Annotated in this window: 13 protein-coding genes and 1 riboswitch; of the genes, 7 read left to right on the forward strand and 6 right to left on the reverse strand. The window is 71.1% G+C overall.

The genetic code is table 11. The features are described from left to right. Positions 1-20: 20 nt before the first annotated feature. Together ACP4J3_RS07035 and fahA are read right to left on the reverse strand one after the other, a co-directional pair. A complete protein-coding gene (locus ACP4J3_RS07035; protein WP_426531544.1) occupies positions 21-959 on the reverse strand; it encodes a M56 family metallopeptidase in 939 nt (312 codons plus the stop codon). 264 nt (positions 960-1,223) lie between these two features. Next, positions 1,224-2,444, reverse strand: a complete 1,221-nt coding sequence (gene fahA, locus ACP4J3_RS07040) for a fumarylacetoacetase (protein WP_426531546.1) — start codon at positions 2,442-2,444, stop codon at positions 1,224-1,226. A gap of 325 nt (positions 2,445-2,769) precedes the next feature. Here fahA and ACP4J3_RS07045 point away from each other — a divergent pair, with 325 nt between their 5' ends. Further along, entirely contained in the window at positions 2,770-3,600 is an 831-nt protein-coding gene (locus tag ACP4J3_RS07045; protein ID WP_426531548.1) for an HAD family hydrolase, read from the forward strand. Positions 3,601-3,603: 3 nt separating this feature from the next. Here the strand turns inward: ACP4J3_RS07045 and ACP4J3_RS07050 are convergent, their stop codons facing one another. Then, complete coding sequence (locus ACP4J3_RS07050; protein ID WP_426531550.1) at positions 3,604-4,320, reverse strand: transglycosylase SLT domain-containing protein; 717 nt, start codon at positions 4,318-4,320, stop codon at positions 3,604-3,606. A 5-nt stretch (positions 4,321-4,325) separates the two neighbouring features. After that, a riboswitch (cyclic di-AMP (ydaO/yuaA leader) is annotated at positions 4,326-4,510 on the reverse strand. Positions 4,511-5,249: 739 nt separating this feature from the next. Between ACP4J3_RS07050 and ACP4J3_RS07055 the strand changes: the two genes are divergently transcribed. The 5 genes from ACP4J3_RS07055 (at position 5,250) to ACP4J3_RS07075 (ending at position 11,354) form a co-directional block, all read left to right on the forward strand. After that, positions 5,250-6,260, forward strand: coding sequence for a polyprenyl synthetase family protein (locus tag ACP4J3_RS07055; RefSeq protein WP_426531552.1), 1,011 nt, complete (start codon positions 5,250-5,252; stop codon positions 6,258-6,260). A 139-nt stretch (positions 6,261-6,399) separates the two neighbouring features. After that, a complete protein-coding gene (locus tag ACP4J3_RS07060) occupies positions 6,400-7,434 on the forward strand; it encodes a CHRD domain-containing protein (protein WP_426531554.1) in 1,035 nt (344 codons plus the stop codon). A 282-nt stretch (positions 7,435-7,716) separates the two neighbouring features. Next, positions 7,717-8,982 (forward strand): LolA family protein, encoded by a 1,266-nt coding sequence (locus tag ACP4J3_RS07065; RefSeq protein ID WP_426531556.1) that lies wholly within the window; start codon positions 7,717-7,719, stop codon positions 8,980-8,982. A gap of 532 nt (positions 8,983-9,514) precedes the next feature. After that, positions 9,515-10,435 (forward strand): ABC transporter ATP-binding protein, encoded by a 921-nt coding sequence (locus tag ACP4J3_RS07070; RefSeq protein WP_426531913.1) that lies wholly within the window; start codon positions 9,515-9,517, stop codon positions 10,433-10,435. Beyond that, on the forward strand, positions 10,422-11,354 hold the full coding sequence (locus ACP4J3_RS07075) for an ABC transporter permease (protein ID WP_426531558.1): 933 nt from the start codon (positions 10,422-10,424) through the stop codon (positions 11,352-11,354). Before ACP4J3_RS07070 ends, ACP4J3_RS07075 begins: the two co-directional genes overlap by 14 nt. Positions 11,355-11,449: 95 nt before the next feature. On the opposite strand, the gene ACP4J3_RS07080 is transcribed toward ACP4J3_RS07075, so the two are convergent. Then, positions 11,450-12,691: an amidase gene (locus ACP4J3_RS07080; RefSeq protein WP_426531560.1), complete on the reverse strand. Its 1,242-nt coding sequence runs from the start codon at positions 12,689-12,691 to the stop codon at positions 11,450-11,452. 71 nt (positions 12,692-12,762) lie between these two features. Next, positions 12,763-13,284: a DUF6668 family protein gene (locus tag ACP4J3_RS07085; protein WP_426531562.1), complete on the reverse strand. Its 522-nt coding sequence runs from the start codon at positions 13,282-13,284 to the stop codon at positions 12,763-12,765. Positions 13,285-13,554: 270 nt separating this feature from the next. Here ACP4J3_RS07085 and ACP4J3_RS07090 point away from each other — a divergent pair, with 270 nt between their 5' ends. After that, the gene (locus tag ACP4J3_RS07090; protein WP_426531564.1) at positions 13,555-15,267 is read left to right on the forward strand and encodes a tetratricopeptide repeat protein; all 1,713 of its coding nucleotides are present in this window, start codon (positions 13,555-13,557) and stop codon (positions 15,265-15,267) included. 12 nt (positions 15,268-15,279) lie between these two features. Here ACP4J3_RS07090 and ACP4J3_RS07095 read toward each other — a convergent pair whose 3' ends face one another. Then, complete coding sequence (locus tag ACP4J3_RS07095; protein ID WP_426531566.1) at positions 15,280-16,230, reverse strand: M28 family metallopeptidase; 951 nt, start codon at positions 16,228-16,230, stop codon at positions 15,280-15,282. Positions 16,231-16,390 lie beyond the last annotated feature (160 nt).

A 16,390-nucleotide genomic window follows, 5' to 3' on the forward strand; every position in this document is an offset into this window, starting at 1 on the left:
CCGGCGCTCGGGGGCGACGGTCAGGCCAGCGCCGTCAGCCCGGGCGCGAACGTGATCAGCAGCGGCAGCAGCGGCACCAGTGCGGCCAGCGTCGTCGTCAACGCCCGATGACGGCGACCCAGGCGCGGGGGCGGCTGGAGCAGGCGGTTGACGCGCTCGCCCAGGAGGCGGTGGGTGGAGGCGCAGGACAGGACGCCGCGGTGCTGGTTGAGCTCGATCAGGGCCAGGGCTGTCGTCAGATGACCGCAGCGGCGGGACGCCGTGTCGTCGGCGGCGAGTTCGACCAGGCGGTGGGTCTGGTCGCAGAAGTGGGCGAACAACGGGATGCGGGGGAATCCGGTGGCGAGCGCGGTGGACAGGTGCAGCAGCCAGTCGTGGCGGGCGCGGGCGTGGCCGCGCTCATGGGTGAGGACGGCGTCGAGCTGGTGGTCGGTCAGACGGTGCAGGGCGCCCGTGGTGACGATGAGCTGGGGCGGGTTGCCGGGCATCCACCAGGCGTCCGGGTACTCGTCCTCCAGCACCAGCAGCGGGCCGCGCGCCGAGCCCAGCCCGGCCGGCAGGTCGGGGGCGCGTTCGCGCAGGTGGGCCCTGGCGTGGCCGCGCCGCCGACGGGCCTCGACCAGCTCACGGGCCAGCATCGCGGTCGTCCAGGCGGCGCCGCAGGCCAGCAGCAGGGTGAGGGCGGCCGCCCAGGCCGGCGTGGTCGTCAGGTCGTACGCCTCCGTCACCGGCGGCGGCGCCGGAGCGAAGAGCTGGGCGCGTACCGTGCCGAAGACGGCGGCGGTGCCCAGGGCCAGGGCCGTCAGGCAGCACAGCAGGACGGTGGCGACCAGGCACTGCCACACCCAGAGCGCGACCACGGGTTCCCGTTCCGGCCAGGCGGCCCGGGTCAGCGCGCGGGGGACGGGCAGGGCGGCCGTCAGGGCGACGATGCTCAGCAGGAGCATGCAGACGGTCATGCCGAGGTCTCCGGATCCTGGACAGGGGAGGTACGGGAGTGGCGGTGCGGGGCGGCGGGCCGCGAACGCCGGTCCCGGCTCGCTTCCCACCGCCAGCCAGTATGACGGTGACCGTCTCAGGAGTCAGGGGGAAAGACTCGCCGAATCCCCTGTCACGGCCGTTTTCCTACGTGACCGCCGAAGCGCCCGGCACAGACATCACACGGTGCGCCACGCCGCGAACCACCAGACGGCAGCCGCGCGTTGGGCCCGGCGGCTCCGCCGTCACCCCGCCACGATCCGCCCCGTGACGTCCCCCAGACCCACCCGGGCCCCACCGGGTCCCGGTGCCCAGGCGGACAGCGTCACCACGTCGCCGTCCTCCAGGAACGTCCGCTTGCCGCCGGGGAGTTCGAGAGGGTCCCGGCCGTTCCAGGTCAGCTCCAGCAGCGAGCCGCGCTCGCGTTCAGTTGGGCCGCTGACCGTGCCGGAGCCGTACAGGTCGCCGGTGCGCAGGGAGGCTCCGTTCACGGTCATGTGGGCGAGCTGCTGGGCGGCGGTCCAGTACATGGTGGAGAAGGGCGGCTCGGCGATCACGTGGCCGTTGACGGCCACCGAGATACGCAGGTCGTAGCCGCCGGGCTCGGTCTCGGAGCCGGAGTCGTCCAGGTACGGCAGCAGGGGGTGGGTCCGCTCCGGCGGTGCCACCCGCGCCTCCTCCAGCGCGTCCAGCGGGGTGATCCACGCCGACACCGACGTGGCGAAGGACTTGCCGAGGAAGGGGCCGAGGGGGACGTACTCCCAGGCCTGGATGTCGCGTGCCGACCAGTCGTTGAGCAGGCACAGGCCGAAGACGTGCTCCCGGTAGTCGCCCAGCGCCACCGGCCTGCCCATCCGCGACGGAGTGCCGACCACGAAGCCGACCTCGGCCTCGATGTCCAGGCGGACCGACGGGCCGAAGACCGGTGCCGGATCGGTGGGGGCCTTGCGCTGGCCCGAGGGCCGTACGACATCGGTGCCGGACACCACGACCGTGCCGGAGCGGCCGTGGTAACCGATGGGCAGGTGCTTCCAGTTGGGGGTCAGGGAGTCCGCGGCGTCGGGGCGGAAGATCTGGCCGACGTTCCGGGCGTGGTTCTCGGAGGCGTAGAAGTCGACGTAGTCCGCGACCTCGAAGGGGAGGTGCAGGGTCACCGAGGAGAGGGGATGGAGGAGGTCCTGGACGGCCTCGTGGTGTGCCGGGACCGTCACCCAGGCCGTCAGCGCGCGCCGCACGTCGGACCAGGTGGTGCGGCCGGCCGCGAGCAGGGGGTTCAGGGAGTCCTGGGCGAGCAGCGGGGAGTACGGCGAGCCGAGCGCGTAGGCCGCCTTGCCCGCGTCGAGGACGTGGTCGCCGAGCCGGACGCCGACGCGTCGCGCGGAGTCCGAGCCGGGCAGGGAGAAGACGCCGTACGGAAGGTTGTGCGTGCCGAAGGGGTCGCCCTCGGGGAGATCGAAGGGGGGCATGGGGTGCTGCCTCACTCTCATCCGCTCCGTATGCCATGTGGTCGGGCCACACGTTACGGGTGAGTCGCCGGTCTTGGGCAGTACGGCGGCCGAGTCGCCGGGCCCGGTGAATCAGCAGGTCGGCGCGGCTTTGGGCGGATCGATGGCCGCGGTGGCGCGGTCATGGGCCCCGCCACGCCCCTGCGGAGGTGAAATCGCAACAAACGAAAGGAAGTTGTACGCGTGGAGACAGAAGCGGAACCGGAACAGGTGTCAACGGATGTGAACACAGCAGCCGTCCGGTTCAGGTCGAGTCGTTGGGGCGTCCTGTCCGTATTCTCTGATCATGGCAGCACCCATCGCATATTCACTCATCGCCACTGACCTGGACGGGACGTTGCTCCGCGGTGACGACACGCTCTCCGACCGGACCCTCGAATCGCTCGCGCGGGTGGCGGTGGCCGGTGCCCAGCACCTCGTCGTGACCGGCCGGCCGGCGCCCAGAGTGCGGCCGTTGCTCGACGTCCTGGGCAGCAGGGGGCTCGCGGTGTGCGGACAGGGCGCGCAGTTGTACGACGCCGGCGCCGACCGTCTGCTGTGGTCCGTGACGCTGGACCGGGAGCTGGCGGAGACCGCGCTCGGCAAGATCGAGGCCGAGGTGGGGCAGGTGTACGCGGCCGTCGACCAGGACGGCGTCGACGGGCTCACGCTCATCGAGCCCGGGTACCTGATGCCGCACCCCACCCTGCCCGCCGTGCGCGTGATGCACCGGGACGACCTGTGGTGCGAGCCGATCAGCAAGGTGCTGCTGCGCCATCCCAGCCTGTCCGACGACGAGTTGGCGGCAACGGCGCGTTCGGTGGTCGGCTCCCTGGCGACGGTCACGATGTCGGGGCCCGGCACCGTCGAACTCCAGCCATGCGGCATCACCAAGGCGACCGGTCTCGCGCTCGCCGCCGAGCACCTCGGTCTCGGTCCGCGCGACACCGTCGCCTTCGGTGACATGCCCAACGACATCCCCATGTTCGACTGGGCCGCCCACGGTGTCGCGATGGCCAACGCGCATCCCGAACTCAAGGCGATCGCCGACGAGATCACCCTCTCGAACGAGGACGACGGCATCGCCGTCGTCCTCGAGAGACTCTTTACGGGCGAATTGGTGGATTTCGCCCCATAGGGCCTAGTAGGGGCCGTTCACGTTGTCGATGGAGCCGTAACGCGCGGCCGCGTAGTTGCATGCGGCCACGATGTTCGCGACCGGGTCGAAGGGGTCGTACACCGTCCCCGGCACGTGGTAGCTGGCGAAGGTGGGGTCGATGACCTGGAGCAGGCCCTTGGACGGGGTGCCCGCCACGGCGTTGGAGTCCCAGTTGTTGATGGCCAGCGGGTTGCCGGAGGACTCGCGGAGGATGTTGCGGTGAATGCCCTCGTACGACCCGGGAATTCCGTTCTGCGCCATGATGTCCAGCGCGTTGCGGATCCAGCCGTCGAGGTTGTTCGGGTACGACTTCACGGAGGACTGGGTGGCCTTGGCGACGCCGGACCGCTTGGCGGGCGCGGACGCCTTGCTCGGCGCGGACGCCTTCTTCGTCGTCCGGACCTTCAGGTCCATGCCCGGGTGGATCAGCCGCGGGTCGTCCCCGATGACCTTGCGGTTGTCCTTGTAGAGCTGCCGCCAGCCGCCCTGGGCGTCGTAGCGGTCCGCGATGCCGTAGAGCGTGTCGCCCTTCTTCGTGGTGTACGTGACGGGGCCGGGCTTGGCTGCGGTCGACTCCGCCGCGCCCGCGCCGGTCGCGCTCAGGAGCGGGAGGGCGAGGGCGGCGGTGCCGGTTCCGGCGATGGCGACACGGCGGGTGAGCGGGTTGGTGCGGGGGCGGCGGTGCTTGCCTCGGGGCATGGCGCTGTTCCTCTCCGTCGCCTGCGAGGTGAGCTGTCGGGTTCGGGCGGGAGATGCCCGGCCGCGCCGCCGTGCGACGGTGCGAATTCACCCCTAGCCGGTTCGGCGCGCCATCAAGGCGTCCGGTCCGGCGACTTACCTGGGTCCCCCGCTCCTGCCGTGCGTGTGTGAGTTGCGTCGATGGATGACTGGGCGGCGGCAGGATTCGGCGTCCGCCCGACGAGCGGGAACGTATGCGAGAGCACATGCCCGGAACAAGTGCCATGGCTGTCTGACGTGCGGATTGACCATGGTCTGAGAGGAATGGGGCGCTTGATCCTTTGCGGTTGCCAAGCTTCAACTTGCGTTCCGTGCAAGGGTGGAAGGGGGGATGCCCGGTCGGGTCGCGAAGTGGGCGCGAGTGACCCAATTCACTGGCGATCACAAGAATGGCAAATCGGGCAATGCCTCCAACTCGCCTTTAACTGGCTGTCCGTGGAGTCCGTTTTTCCCATGTCCAGCTGAAAACCACCTCTTCGCCCTCCATGCGGATGACCTCGTTGGAGGCGGCGAAGGACGGAACCTCCCAGGTGATGCACGTCGTTGTCATAGCGATCGGAAGGGAGGCGAAGTCACCCCTGGCGGGTGCCGGGCATCCCGGCCTTGTCGGCCGGTCGGGCGGGCGGTGCGACAGGTATTCGAGGAGCGCTGGGAAGGGTGTGCGGATGTGCAGGGCGGGATACGGGCCGCGGCTTCCCTATATGTCGATACTTATCCGGCCTTATCGGATGATCAAAAAAATACCGGCCGTGATCCGATACCGCCCGTGGTGGACGGGTGGGTGGCATCGGTGATCGAAACATGACCGGATACGCTGACTCGAGTGATGGCAGCGACCTATCGACAAACCGTGTAACCGCCAGTAGACACCAGCAGACAGGAGACCCCTCGTGACCGTCGTCGGGCCGTTCGGGCTGAGCGTGCGGGACCAGGCTCTGGAAGCCGATGTCCAGGCCGGATTGGCGGCTGTCGAGGAGGGATTGCTCGAAGCCACCAAGAGTGAGGTCCCCTTCATCACCGAGGCCGCCCAGCATCTGGTGCGAGCGGGTGGAAAGCGCTTCAGGCCGTTGCTCGTGATGCTCACCGCCCAGTTCGGTGACCCGTATGCGCCGGGCGTCGTGCCGTCGGCGGTGGTGGTCGAGCTCACCCATCTGGCGACCCTGTACCACGACGACGTGATGGACGAGGCGGCCGTACGGCGCGGGGTCGACAGCGCGAACGCCCGCTGGGGCAACTCGGTCGCCGTACTGACCGGCGACTTCCTGTTCGCCCGGGCCTCGCACATCCTGGCCGACCTCGGGCCCGAGGCGGTGCGGGTGCAGGCCGAGGCGTTCGAGCGGCTGGTCACCGGGCAGATCCTGGAGACCGCGGGGCCGCAGGACGGCCGGGACCCGGTCGAGCACTACCTGGACGTGCTGAGCGGGAAGACCGGGTCGCTGGTGGCGGTGTCGTGCCGGTTCGGGGCGATGATGTCGGGCGCCGACGAGACCGTGGTCGACGTGCTGACCCAGTACGGGGAGCGGCTGGGGGTCGCCTTCCAGCTCGCGGACGACGTACTGGACATCGCCAGCGACTCCCACGAGTCCGGCAAGACGCCGGGGACGGATCTTCGCGAGGGCATTCCCACGCTGCCCGTGCTGCGGCTGCGGGAGCGGGCCGAGCGGCTCGGGCTGGCGGATGACATCGCGTTGTGCGAGCTGCTGGACTCCGATCTGAACGACGACGCGCGGCACGCGCAGGCGCTGGCCGCGCTGCGAGCGCACCCTGCGCTGGAGCAGGCTCGGCGGGACACGGTGCGGTACGCGGAGGATGCGCGGGCCGCGCTGGCGCCGTTGCCGGATGTCGGGGCCAAGGCCGCGTTGATGGAGTTGTGCGACGCGGTGGTGCATCGGGCCGGCTAGGGGTTCTCACCCTCGTCGACGACGTGACGCGCGTCACAAAGCTGGACTGAGTCCAAACTGAGATCACCTCCGTATCCATGCCCAGAAGCTGACGCAGGGGGCGTCAGCCGCATTACGGGGAGAAAACAGAATCATGGGCATGAAGACGACGTTCTCGAAGCGCCGTAAGAGCCTGATGGTCACCGCCGTCGCGGTGACCGCCGCCGGTGGTGTCGCCGCCGCGGTGATTCCCGCCTTCGCCGCCGGAGGCGACCGCGCCGACCACGCGGGCCACGCCGGCGGCGACACGCGGGGGATCGTGAACCAGAGCGCGACCGCCGGGGGCGGCACCGGGGGCACGATCCTGGCCGCCGGCCTTCGCGGGGCGAACGAGGTTCCCGTCGAGGGCGGGCCCGCCGTCGGGGACAAGGACGGAACCGCTCTGCAGTTCGTGAAGGTCAAGGGGGACAAGGTGTCCGTCGCCGTCACCTGGCGCGGCACCGGCAGGCCGACCGCCCTCCACATCCACCAGGGAGCCAAGGGCACCAACGGCGGCATCAAGGTCGACTTCGGCGGCCTGCTCGGCAAGAGCAAGAACGAGGGCCATGGACATGATCATGGCGGCAGCCTCACCGGCACCGTCCAGGTGAAGGACCCCGCCCTCCTCAACGCCCTGAAGACCGACCCGAGTTCGTTCTACGCCAACCTGCACACGGCCGAGTTCCCGGGCGGCGCCGTCCGCGGCCAGCTCCACAAGGTCACCGTCGCCGAGTTCGACTTCCGGGACGCGCTCGACAACTTCCAGGCGTCCGTCATCAAGGGCAAGCAGATCTACGAGTGCAAGCCGGCCGAGGGCGGCGGGTACGCCTTCGCCCAGCGCGACGTCAGCGCCGTACTGGGCGGTCGTATCGCGCACTCCTTCGTCGCGCCCAACTCCGGTACGCCGCAGTGGGTCGCGCGGGACGGCAGCGCGGTGACCGGGGCCGTCATCTCCAGGACCCCGAACGGTGACAAGAACATCCCCGAGCTGGATCTGAAGGCCACTCAGTCCGGCAAGCACCGCGGCCTGCTGGCCCGCACCGTCGAGATCCTGCGGCTGAACACCGTCGGCGGCGTGGCCCCGAGCGGTTCCTGCACACCGGGCGCGATCGTCGGCGTGCCGTACCAGGCGGACTACGTGTTCCTCAACGGCTGACCCGGTCGCCGGCGCGCACGCACAGCGGCGTCTTCCCCTCAACCCCTACGGGTCGGGGGAGGCGCCGCCTCCTCGTGTCATACCGCAGGTGTACGCGGAGTTGGCTCCGAAGGTTGACGAATCTCTCTGGCCGATTTGGTCAGATGGAAACCACGGAAAACACCACTCCTCACCGATTCGGGTGAGAATGGCGGCTCAGGGGTGGGCGAGTGCGGGGTCGTGAGACTCGCGGGCGAGGAAACGAGACGGGCAGCCGCCGCCGACGACGGAGGTAAGGCACACATGGCACCGTACGAATCCGACGACAGTACGACCGCCGCGGAGGTCGACGACCTGCGGGCGGGGCGGCGCAAGGCCGCGCGGTACGTCGTTCCGGTCGCGGTTATGGGAGTCGCGGCGGCGACGATCGGGCTCGTCCCGGCGATCGCCGACTCCGGCGACCCGGACCTGCCGGACATCACCGCGCAGCAACTCATCGAGAAGATCGCCCAGTCGGACGTGCAGCAGCTCTCCGGCACCTTCAAGATCACCACCGATCTGGGCCTGCCCGACCTCGGCGGGCTGGAGTCCAGCCTCACCTCCGGCGCCATGCCGTCGGGATCAGGTGAGGGTTCGTCCGCCGACCCCTCGGCCAAGCTCACCGAGCTGGCGTCCGGCACGCACACGCTGCGCGTGGCCGTCGACGGCGAGGACAAGCAGAAGCTCTCCCTGCTGGAGAACGCCTCCGAGTACAGCCTCATCCACAACGGCAAGGACATCTGGGGCTACGACAGCAAGTCGAACGAGGTCTTCCACGGCACCGCCGACGAGGCACCGGGGCAGAAGGAGAAGGGGAGGACCGAAGAGGTCCCCGCGACTCCCAAGGAGTTCACCGAGGAAGCCCTCAAGGCGGTTGACGACACCACGTCCGTCACCGTCGACGGCACCGCGCAGGTCGCGGGCCGGGACGCCTACCGGCTGCTCATCAAGCCGAAGCAGTCCGGGACCACGGTCGGTGCGATCAGCGTGGCCGTGGACGCCAAGACCGGTATGCCGCTGAAGTTCACGCTGACCCCGTCCAGCGGTGGCGCGGCCGTGATCGACGCGGGCTTCACCCAGGTCAGCTTCGCCAAGCCGGACGCCTCCACCTTCGACTTCACCCCGCCCAAGGGTGCGAAGGTCACCGAGGAGGGCGAGTTGGAAGGGGAGGCTCAGAAGCACGGTTCCGCGAAGTCCGAGGACGAGTTCCGCAAGGAGTTCGAGAAGGAGTTCGGCGGCGCGAAGTCCGAGGGCAAGGCGGGCCAGGGCGGTCCCGAGATCATAGGCGAGGGCTGGAACTCCGTGGCCGTCTTCGACACCGGCGGCGAGGGCATCCCGTCCGGCTCCGAGGTCGGCGGCGACATGGGCGGCTTCCTGGACTCCCTGGGCGACAAGGCCACCGGTAAGTTCGGCTCGGGCACGGTCTTCAAGACGCGCCTGATCAACGCCCTGGTCACGGATGACGGCAAGGTCTATGTGGGCGCGGTCGACAAGGACGCGCTCGTGAAGGCGGCCGACTCCGGGAAGTAACCCGTAGCCGACCGCCGTACCCGCACCACGAACCGAGGAGCCCGAGGCGCCGATGCACGAACCGCCCGCCGGGGAGACCGACGAGGCCGCCCGGGCCGACTCGACCGCACCGGGTGACGAGGCCAGGCACACTGACGGCACGGCGCGGGCCGGCGAGCTCGATCAGCCCGGTCAGCCTGATCAGCCCGGCCAGTCCCATCGGGCCGATCAGCCCGATCAGCCTGGCCAGTCCCATCGGGCCGATCGGGTCGACCCGGTCGTGTCGGCCGGCGAGGCCGTGCACGCCGTTCCGGTTGCCGGGTCCGGTCAGGCCGGTGGGGTGGTGCGCGCCGGTGGGACCGACTCGGTCGCACCCGCTGGTGTGCATGCCGTTTCGGTCGCAGGGTCTGGTCAGGCCGACGGGGCCGACCCGGTCGTGTCGGCCGGTGAAGTCGCGCATGCCGATCCGGTTGCCCGGTCCGGCCAGGCCGCCGCGGCGCCGCGTGCCCACCGACTCGGCCAGTCAGGCCCGTTCCGTGAGGGTGACGCCGTCATCGCCACCCACGGGCTGACCAAGCGCTACCGCGGCGGGCAGCTCGCTGTGGACGGTCTCGATCTGGCCGTCCCGGCGGGCAGCGTCTTCGGGTTCCTCGGGCCCAACGGTTCGGGCAAGACCACCACCATTCGCATGCTGATGGGGCTGATCGAGCCCACCTCGGGTACCGCGCACGTACTCGGCCGGCCCATGCCGCGGGCGGTGCGCACCGTACTGCCGCACGTCGGCGCGCTCATCGAGGGGCCCGCCCTGTACGGCTTCCTCTCCGGCCGCGACAACCTCCTGCGCTACGACGCCGCCGACCCGACAGCCGATCCACGCACCCGGCGCGCTCGCGTCGCGGCCGCGCTGGACCGGGTGGGCCTGACGGCCGCCGCGGGCAAGAAGGCCAAGGCGTACTCGCTCGGCATGAAGCAGCGGCTGGGGCTCGCGGCCGCGCTGCTCCAGCCGCGCCGGCTCCTCGTCCTCGACGAGCCGACCAACGGCCTCGACCCACAGGGCATGCGCGAGATCCGTTCGCTGATCCGGGAGCTGGCCTCCGACGGCACGACCGTCTTCCTCTCCTCCCACCTCCTCGACGAGATCGAGCAGGTCTGCACACATGCGGCGGTGATGGCCCAGGGCAAGCTGATCACCCAGGGCGAGGTGGCGGAGCTGGCGGCCGGGATGCGCGGCCGGCTCGTCGTGACCACGCCCGACACCGCGGACGCGGCCCGGGTGCTGAAGGAGCAGGGCGCCGGTGACGTAGTCATCACCGACGACCAGGTGACCGCCGAACCTCCGGAGCGTGATCTCGCCGACGTCAACGCGGCGTTGGTGCAGGCCGGAGTCCGGGTCCGGGGCTTCGGGGTCGAACGGGCCTCACTGGAGGACGCGTTCGTGGCACTCACCGGGGAGGGGTTCGATGTCGCAGGCTGAAGTCATTCAACAGGGCGAAGTCATCCAGCAGGGCGAAGTCACCCGGCAGGGCGGCGCGCTCGACGGAGCCTGGAAGACCAGCCCCTTGTGGACCCTCGGCCTCTTCCGCAGCGAACTGCTCACCACCTTCCGACGCTGGCGCACCCTCGCGCTGCTCGCCGTCCTCGCCGCCGTGCCGATCCTGGTCGGGATCGCCGTGAAGATCGAGACCGGCGACGGCTCCGGTGGCGGTGGCCCGCAGGGCGGCGGCCCGGCGTTCATCTCGCAGATCACCAACAACGGCCTGTTCCTGGTCTTCACCGCACTGGCCGCGACGCTCCCGTTCTTCCTGCCGATGGCGATCGGCGTCATCGCGGGCGATGCGATAGCCGGCGAGGCGAACGCGGGCACGCTGCGCTATCTCCTCGTCGCCCCCGCCGGACGCACCCGTCTGCTCCTCACCAAGTACGCGACCACGATGGCCTTCTGCCTAGTGGCGACCCTCGTGGTCGCGGTCTCGGCGTTCGCGGTCGGGGCGCTGCTCTTCCCGCTCGGTGACCTGACGACCATCTCCGGCACCCGGATCAGCTTCGCGGAAGGGCTGGGCAGAGCCCTGCTGATCGCCCTGGTCGTCGCCTTGTCACTCATAGGGGTGGCGGCGCTGGGCCTGTTCGTCTCGACGCTGACCAACAGCGGCATCGCGGCGATGGCGACGACCGTGGGCCTGCTGATCACCGTCCAGATCCTCGACCAGATCCCTCAGCTTCACGCGTTGCAGCCGTACTTCTTCTCCCACTACTGGCTGTCCTTCGCCGACCTGATGCGCGACCCCGTCTACTGGGACGACCTGGTCAAGAACCTCGGCATACAGGGCCTGTACGCGGCGGTGTTCGGCTCGGCGGCCTGGGCGAGGTTCACGGCGAAGGACATCACGGCCTAGTCGTTCTCGTGCGGGAAGCGCGCGAGCAGTTCGGTGTTGCCGTCGGTGCGGCTGCTGCCGAGCGTACGGCTACGGCAGCACTCGGTGCACGGCAGCTAACCGCGGGTACAGGGCCCGATGTTCCGCTCCGCCACGCCGGCCACCCTGAGCAGCAGTGACTCCTCGCCGTGCGCCGCCACCAACTGGAGCCCCACCGGGCAGCCGTCCGGCCCGAGCCCCGCCGGGATGCTGATCGCCGGATGTCCGCTCAGGTTGAACGCCCAGGTCAGAGCGGTGGAGTAGCGCTCGCCGGGCCCGTCGTGGCCGTGCGGTGGGGTGGGGGCGGTCGGTGTCATCAGCAGTTGGGCGTCGGCGAAGAAGGCGGCCAGGCGGTCGTCGTTCGCGGCACGGATGCGCTGGACGTCGGGGGTGGGCTCCGCGCCCGGAGCCGCCCGCAGAGCGAGCCAGGCCGAGGCCGGATCGTCGAGGCGGAAGGGGATGCGCGGGTGCGCGGCCCTGATCACGCCGGTCTCGGCGAGCCGTACGGCGGCGGCGTGGGCAACGGCCACGACGTCCGGGTCGGGAGAGTCGAAGCCGAGGTCGGGGGACCATACGGCGCTCGGGGCGTCGTACCATCCGGCGGACTGGGCGGACTGGGCCGACGCACCAGTGCCGTGTGTGCCGTGTGTGCCGTGTGCTGCCGTCCCGGGCGGTCGTGTCCCGTCCCCCGACATCACCCGCCAGTACGCCGCCGCATCCCCCACGCACCGCGCGAGCACGCCCGGCGCTCTGAGTCCGCTGCGGTCGGTCGATGGCCAGAGCCCGTTGCTGACCTTCAGCCCGACGACCCCGCACCACGCCGCGGGAATGCGGACCGACCCGGCTCCGTCGTATCCCGTCGCGAGCGGCACCAGGCCCGCCGCCACGGCCGCCGCGGAACCGGCCGAGGAGCCGCCCGGCGTACGGTCGTGGCGCCAGGGGTTGACGGTACGGCCGTGCCGCCCAAGTCCCCAGGTCTGCCAGACGGTTCCCGGCCCGGGCACGGACGTCGCCCCTACCGGCACACATCCCGCCGCGAGCAGCGGTCCCGCCGTCCGCAGCCCCCGCCGTCCCTTGACGCCGATCGGCACACCGGCCAGCGGCAGCCACTCGCCGGCGCCGACCCGCGCGTCCACTTCGGCGGCCCGGCGAAGAGCCTCGTCGGCCCACACCTCGATGAACGCGGAGAGGGTCGGGTCCGTTCGCTCGATCCGGTCGAGGGCTTCGGCGACGATGTCGACCGCGCGGAGCGACTGTGAGCGTACGGCGGTGGCGATTTCCTCGGCCGAGGGGGCGGTGGCGTCGGGTGTGGTCGTCATGGGGTGATTGTCTGGGAAGGCGGGTTTCCTTGGGGGCGTTGCGGGCGCGGCACAAGCGCACACCGCCGACCTCAGCGAGTGCGCCCGGTCAGCCGCGCCAACGCCGCCGTCTCCCTCGGCGGCCGGCCGCTCGGATCGCCGAGTCGCCAAGCCGGCACCCACGGCACCCGGTACACATCGATCACCGACTCGATGACCTTGACCTGCTCGGCGAGTGGTCGCGGCAGCCGGCCCGGCGCGTCCGCGACCAGGACCACCGCGTCGAGATCGAGCCCGTGCGGAGCCTCGCCGCGCCGGAAGACCTCGAGGGCGCCCAGCGCTGCGGCCAGCCCGGTCGCGTGGGTGCGGGCCACGAGCAGTACCGACGGCGGATCGGCGGGCCCGGGCCAGTCGCGTCCGCAGTCGTGGCCGCCGTAGACCGAGGCGAGGGTGGTGACACCCGCCCCGCCGTGCACACCGACCCAGGAGAAACGCCGGGGCGTGACGGCGGCGGGGGAGGGCGGCGGCTCCTCCGGGAGGGCCACCGGCCCGCGGATCCAGATCTCCGGCCCGGGCTGCGGCCGGTCCTGCTGTACGCGCATGTCAGTCCGCATGCCCGCACTCCTCGCTCGTCACGCCATCGATCTTCGTGCCAGGCATGGGAACGCTGTGACGTGGCACAAGGTCCTGGAACGAGTCTGTGACGCCACGGTGACGTCCGCACCGCGCGCGGCCGGAGAGACTCGAGAGTACGTGTACGACGAGTCCGACCTGTACGACGGACCTGGACGCCGGGGGAAGCGGAGCCCGACGGCGGGAGGGAGCACCATGGAACCCGAACGCGCCGTCCGCGCACTCCCCGACGGATGCGAGTGAGGGAAGCGATGCCTCGACTGAGCCGCGCGAAGAAGCGGGAACAGAAACGCGCCGCCGCCGCGGGCCCCGTGACCGCGCCGATCGACGTGCACGTCCCCGTCGCCGGTCCGGGCGCGGGCGGTGCGTCGATCGGTGGGGTGCCCGTCATGGCGGCGCCCGGCGAGGAGATCCAGCAGGTCGTGCTGGCCCACCTCCAGCGCATCGCCGTCGCCGGCGGCCACCCCGTGCACGCCACCGTCCACGACGAGCGCATCGGGTACGTCGTCCCGCTGCTGGTGGAACAGGACGGTTCCAGCCGCTTCACCGCCGAGCCCGTACGGACGGCTCCGCCGGGGGAGACGCCGACGCCGACCCCGACCCCGACGGAGCCGCCCGCCTCAGCGGCTAGTGACCCCGCGCCATATCGGGACAGTCCCACCCAAATCCTGCGCCCGCTGTCGGGGGACTCGGCACAGGATGCCTCACCCACCTTCCGGCTGTGCCCCCTGCCCGAGCCGGTGCAGGACGCTGTACCCGGCACGGTCGCGCCCCCGCTGGGGGAGTTCGGCCCACCGCCCCGCATGGACGCGGCCCCGGAACCGACCGACGCACCGCAGGACGCCGTATCCGAGGCCGATCTGCCGCAGGATGCGGTACGGCAGGACGCCGTGTCCCAGACCGACCTGCCGCCGAATGCCGTACGGCAAGACGCCGTGCCACGAGTCGACTCGCCGCCGGACGCCGCACCGCAGGGCGCCGTACCGCAGGACGCCGCACCGCGAGCCGACGTACCACCGAACGCCGTACGCCAGGACGCCATACCGCCAGCCGACCCGCCGCAAGCCGCCGTACCCCAGGACGCCGCACCGCCAGCCGACCCGCCGCAAGACGCCGTACCCCAGGGCGCCGCACCGCGAGCCGGCCTCCCGGACTCCGCCGAACCCAAGGTCGATCAGCCGCCGGACGCGGCGCGCGGCTCCGCCCCGTACGTGCCCACCGACCCCATCCCCCTCTCCGCCCCCGCCCCGATCCCCGGCCGTGCCGCGGAGACGGCACCCGGCTCCCGGCCGGACCCCGCGTCCGCAACCGGTCCCGCGTCCGCAACCGGTCCCGGGCGCGCCATCGGTCCCGGGCCCGCCATGGTCCCCGCGACCGACCCCGACCCCGATCCCGACCCCAAACCGACCCCACCCCGCGGCTTCGACGCGGTGGCCGAAGCGGTCCTCGGCGATTCGCCGCCCGCCACCGCCAGCACCACCGCCACCACCGGCGCCTCCCCCTTCGCGGAGGCGAGTGCGCGGATCAACGACGCCGTGCGGGCGGGGCGGACGGAGGAGGCGGCTCGGGGCGCGGAGCGGACCGTGGCGGAGGCGTCGGCGGTGCTGGGGCCGGAGCACCCGGAGGTGCTCCGGATCCGTGAACTCTCCGCCTACATCGCCTATTTGGCGGGCGACCCGGAGCGTGCCTTCGCCCTCTCCCTGGACGTGGCGCGCAGACACCACCGCGCCCGCGACGCGGAGGCGGCGTACGGCAGCCTGCACGGCGCGGCCACGGCCTGGCGTGCCGTACGGGACCCGGCGCTCGGCCTGTACCTGGGCCGGGACCTGCTCGGCCTGTGGGACCAGCTCGCGGCCGAGGGCGGTCCGGCCGCCGACGACGTCGAGGAGCTGGAATCGGCCCGTGCCCGCATGGACCGTCTCGCCGCCCGAGCCGCCAAGTCGGCCGAACCGCCCAGGAGCTGAGCCGGCGGACGACTACTCCGACAGCTCCCACACCGCGTGCGCGACGGCGTCGCTGTTGCGGTCGAGGGCGGTGTCGTTGATGTTGGACGTGGTGTCGCAGGACGAGTGGTAGCAGCGGTCGAAGGACTGCCCGGACGTACCGCCCCACTTGGCCGCCTGCGCCGCCGTCTTCGTACGGCTCGCCCCCGTGAACAGTCCGCCCACCGGCACGCCGGCGCTCTTGAATGGCGCGTGGTCGGAGCGGCCGTCGCCCTCGGTCTCGATCTCGGTCGGGACGCCGAGCCCGGCGTAGTAGTCCTTGAAGGTCTTCTCGATCGCGGGGTCGTCGTCGTAGACGAAGTAGCCGGGGTTGGGCGAGCCGATCATGTCGAAGTTCAGATAGCCGCTGATCTTCGCGCGGTCGGTGGACGAGAGGTTGTTGACGTAGCGGCGGGAGCCGACGAGGCCCAGCTCCTCCGCGCCCCACCAGGCGAACCGCAGATGCTTGGTGGGCTGGTAGCCGGCCCGCGACACGGCGAGCGCGGTCTCCAGGACGGCGGCCGAGCCGGAGCCGTTGTCGTTGATGCCGGGGCCGGAGGAGACGCTGTCGAGGTGCGCGCCTGCCATGACGACCTGGTTGGCGTCGCCGCCGGGCCAGTCGGCGATCAGGTTGTAGCCGGTGCGGCCGGAGGCCGTGAACTGCTGGATGCTCGTGGTGTATCCGGCGGCGTCCAGCTTGGCCTTCACATAGTCGAGGGAGGCCTTGTAACCGGGGCGGCCGTGGGCGCGGTTGCCGCCGTTGGCGGTGGCGATGGACTGGAGCTGGGTGAGGTGGGCCTTGACGTTCGCCACGGGTATGTCGGGTGCGGCGGCGGCCTCGACATCGGCCGGGGTCGCCGCGCCGGCTATGGAACCGCCGGTCAGCAGTGTGGCGGCCGCGACTGTGGCGGCCGCCGACGCACGCCAGGAGACGGGGAGCTTCATGTGGGGGGCTCCGACTTCCAGGCGGAACCCTGTGGGATGGCCACAGGATTTCCACGGTGAATGGGGTGCCTGGATGGTGAAGGTAGCCTGACTCTCCGTCAAGAGCGCTATTTGGACGCGGAGTTCGGATAGGGAAAACCCTGTGTGAAACCCCGTGCGG

The organism is Streptomyces sp. UG1 (assembly GCF_049974585.1).
Classification (GTDB): Bacteria; Actinomycetota; Actinomycetes; order Streptomycetales; family Streptomycetaceae; genus Streptomyces.

Coding starts and splice junctions, on each gene's coding strand:
- ACP4J3_RS07035 (WP_426531544.1), bottom strand. CDS start 959: ATGACCGTCTGCATGCTCCTGCTGAGCATCGTCGCCCTGACGGCCGCC.
- fahA (WP_426531546.1), bottom strand. CDS start 2,444: ATGCCCCCCTTCGATCTCCCCGAGGGCGACCCCTTCGGCACGCACAAC.
- ACP4J3_RS07045 (WP_426531548.1), top strand. CDS start 2,770: ATGGCAGCACCCATCGCATATTCACTCATCGCCACTGACCTGGACGGG.
- ACP4J3_RS07050 (WP_426531550.1), bottom strand. CDS start 4,320: ATGCCCCGAGGCAAGCACCGCCGCCCCCGCACCAACCCGCTCACCCGC.
- ACP4J3_RS07060 (WP_426531554.1), top strand. CDS start 6,400: ATGAAGACGACGTTCTCGAAGCGCCGTAAGAGCCTGATGGTCACCGCC.
- ACP4J3_RS07065 (WP_426531556.1), top strand. CDS start 7,717: ATGGCACCGTACGAATCCGACGACAGTACGACCGCCGCGGAGGTCGAC.
- ACP4J3_RS07075 (WP_426531558.1), top strand. CDS start 10,422: ATGTCGCAGGCTGAAGTCATTCAACAGGGCGAAGTCATCCAGCAGGGC.
- ACP4J3_RS07080 (WP_426531560.1), bottom strand. CDS start 12,691: ATGACGACCACACCCGACGCCACCGCCCCCTCGGCCGAGGAAATCGCC.
- ACP4J3_RS07085 (WP_426531562.1), bottom strand. CDS start 13,284: ATGCGGACTGACATGCGCGTACAGCAGGACCGGCCGCAGCCCGGGCCG.
- ACP4J3_RS07090 (WP_426531564.1), top strand. CDS start 13,555: ATGCCTCGACTGAGCCGCGCGAAGAAGCGGGAACAGAAACGCGCCGCC.
- ACP4J3_RS07095 (WP_426531566.1), bottom strand. CDS start 16,230: ATGAAGCTCCCCGTCTCCTGGCGTGCGTCGGCGGCCGCCACAGTCGCG.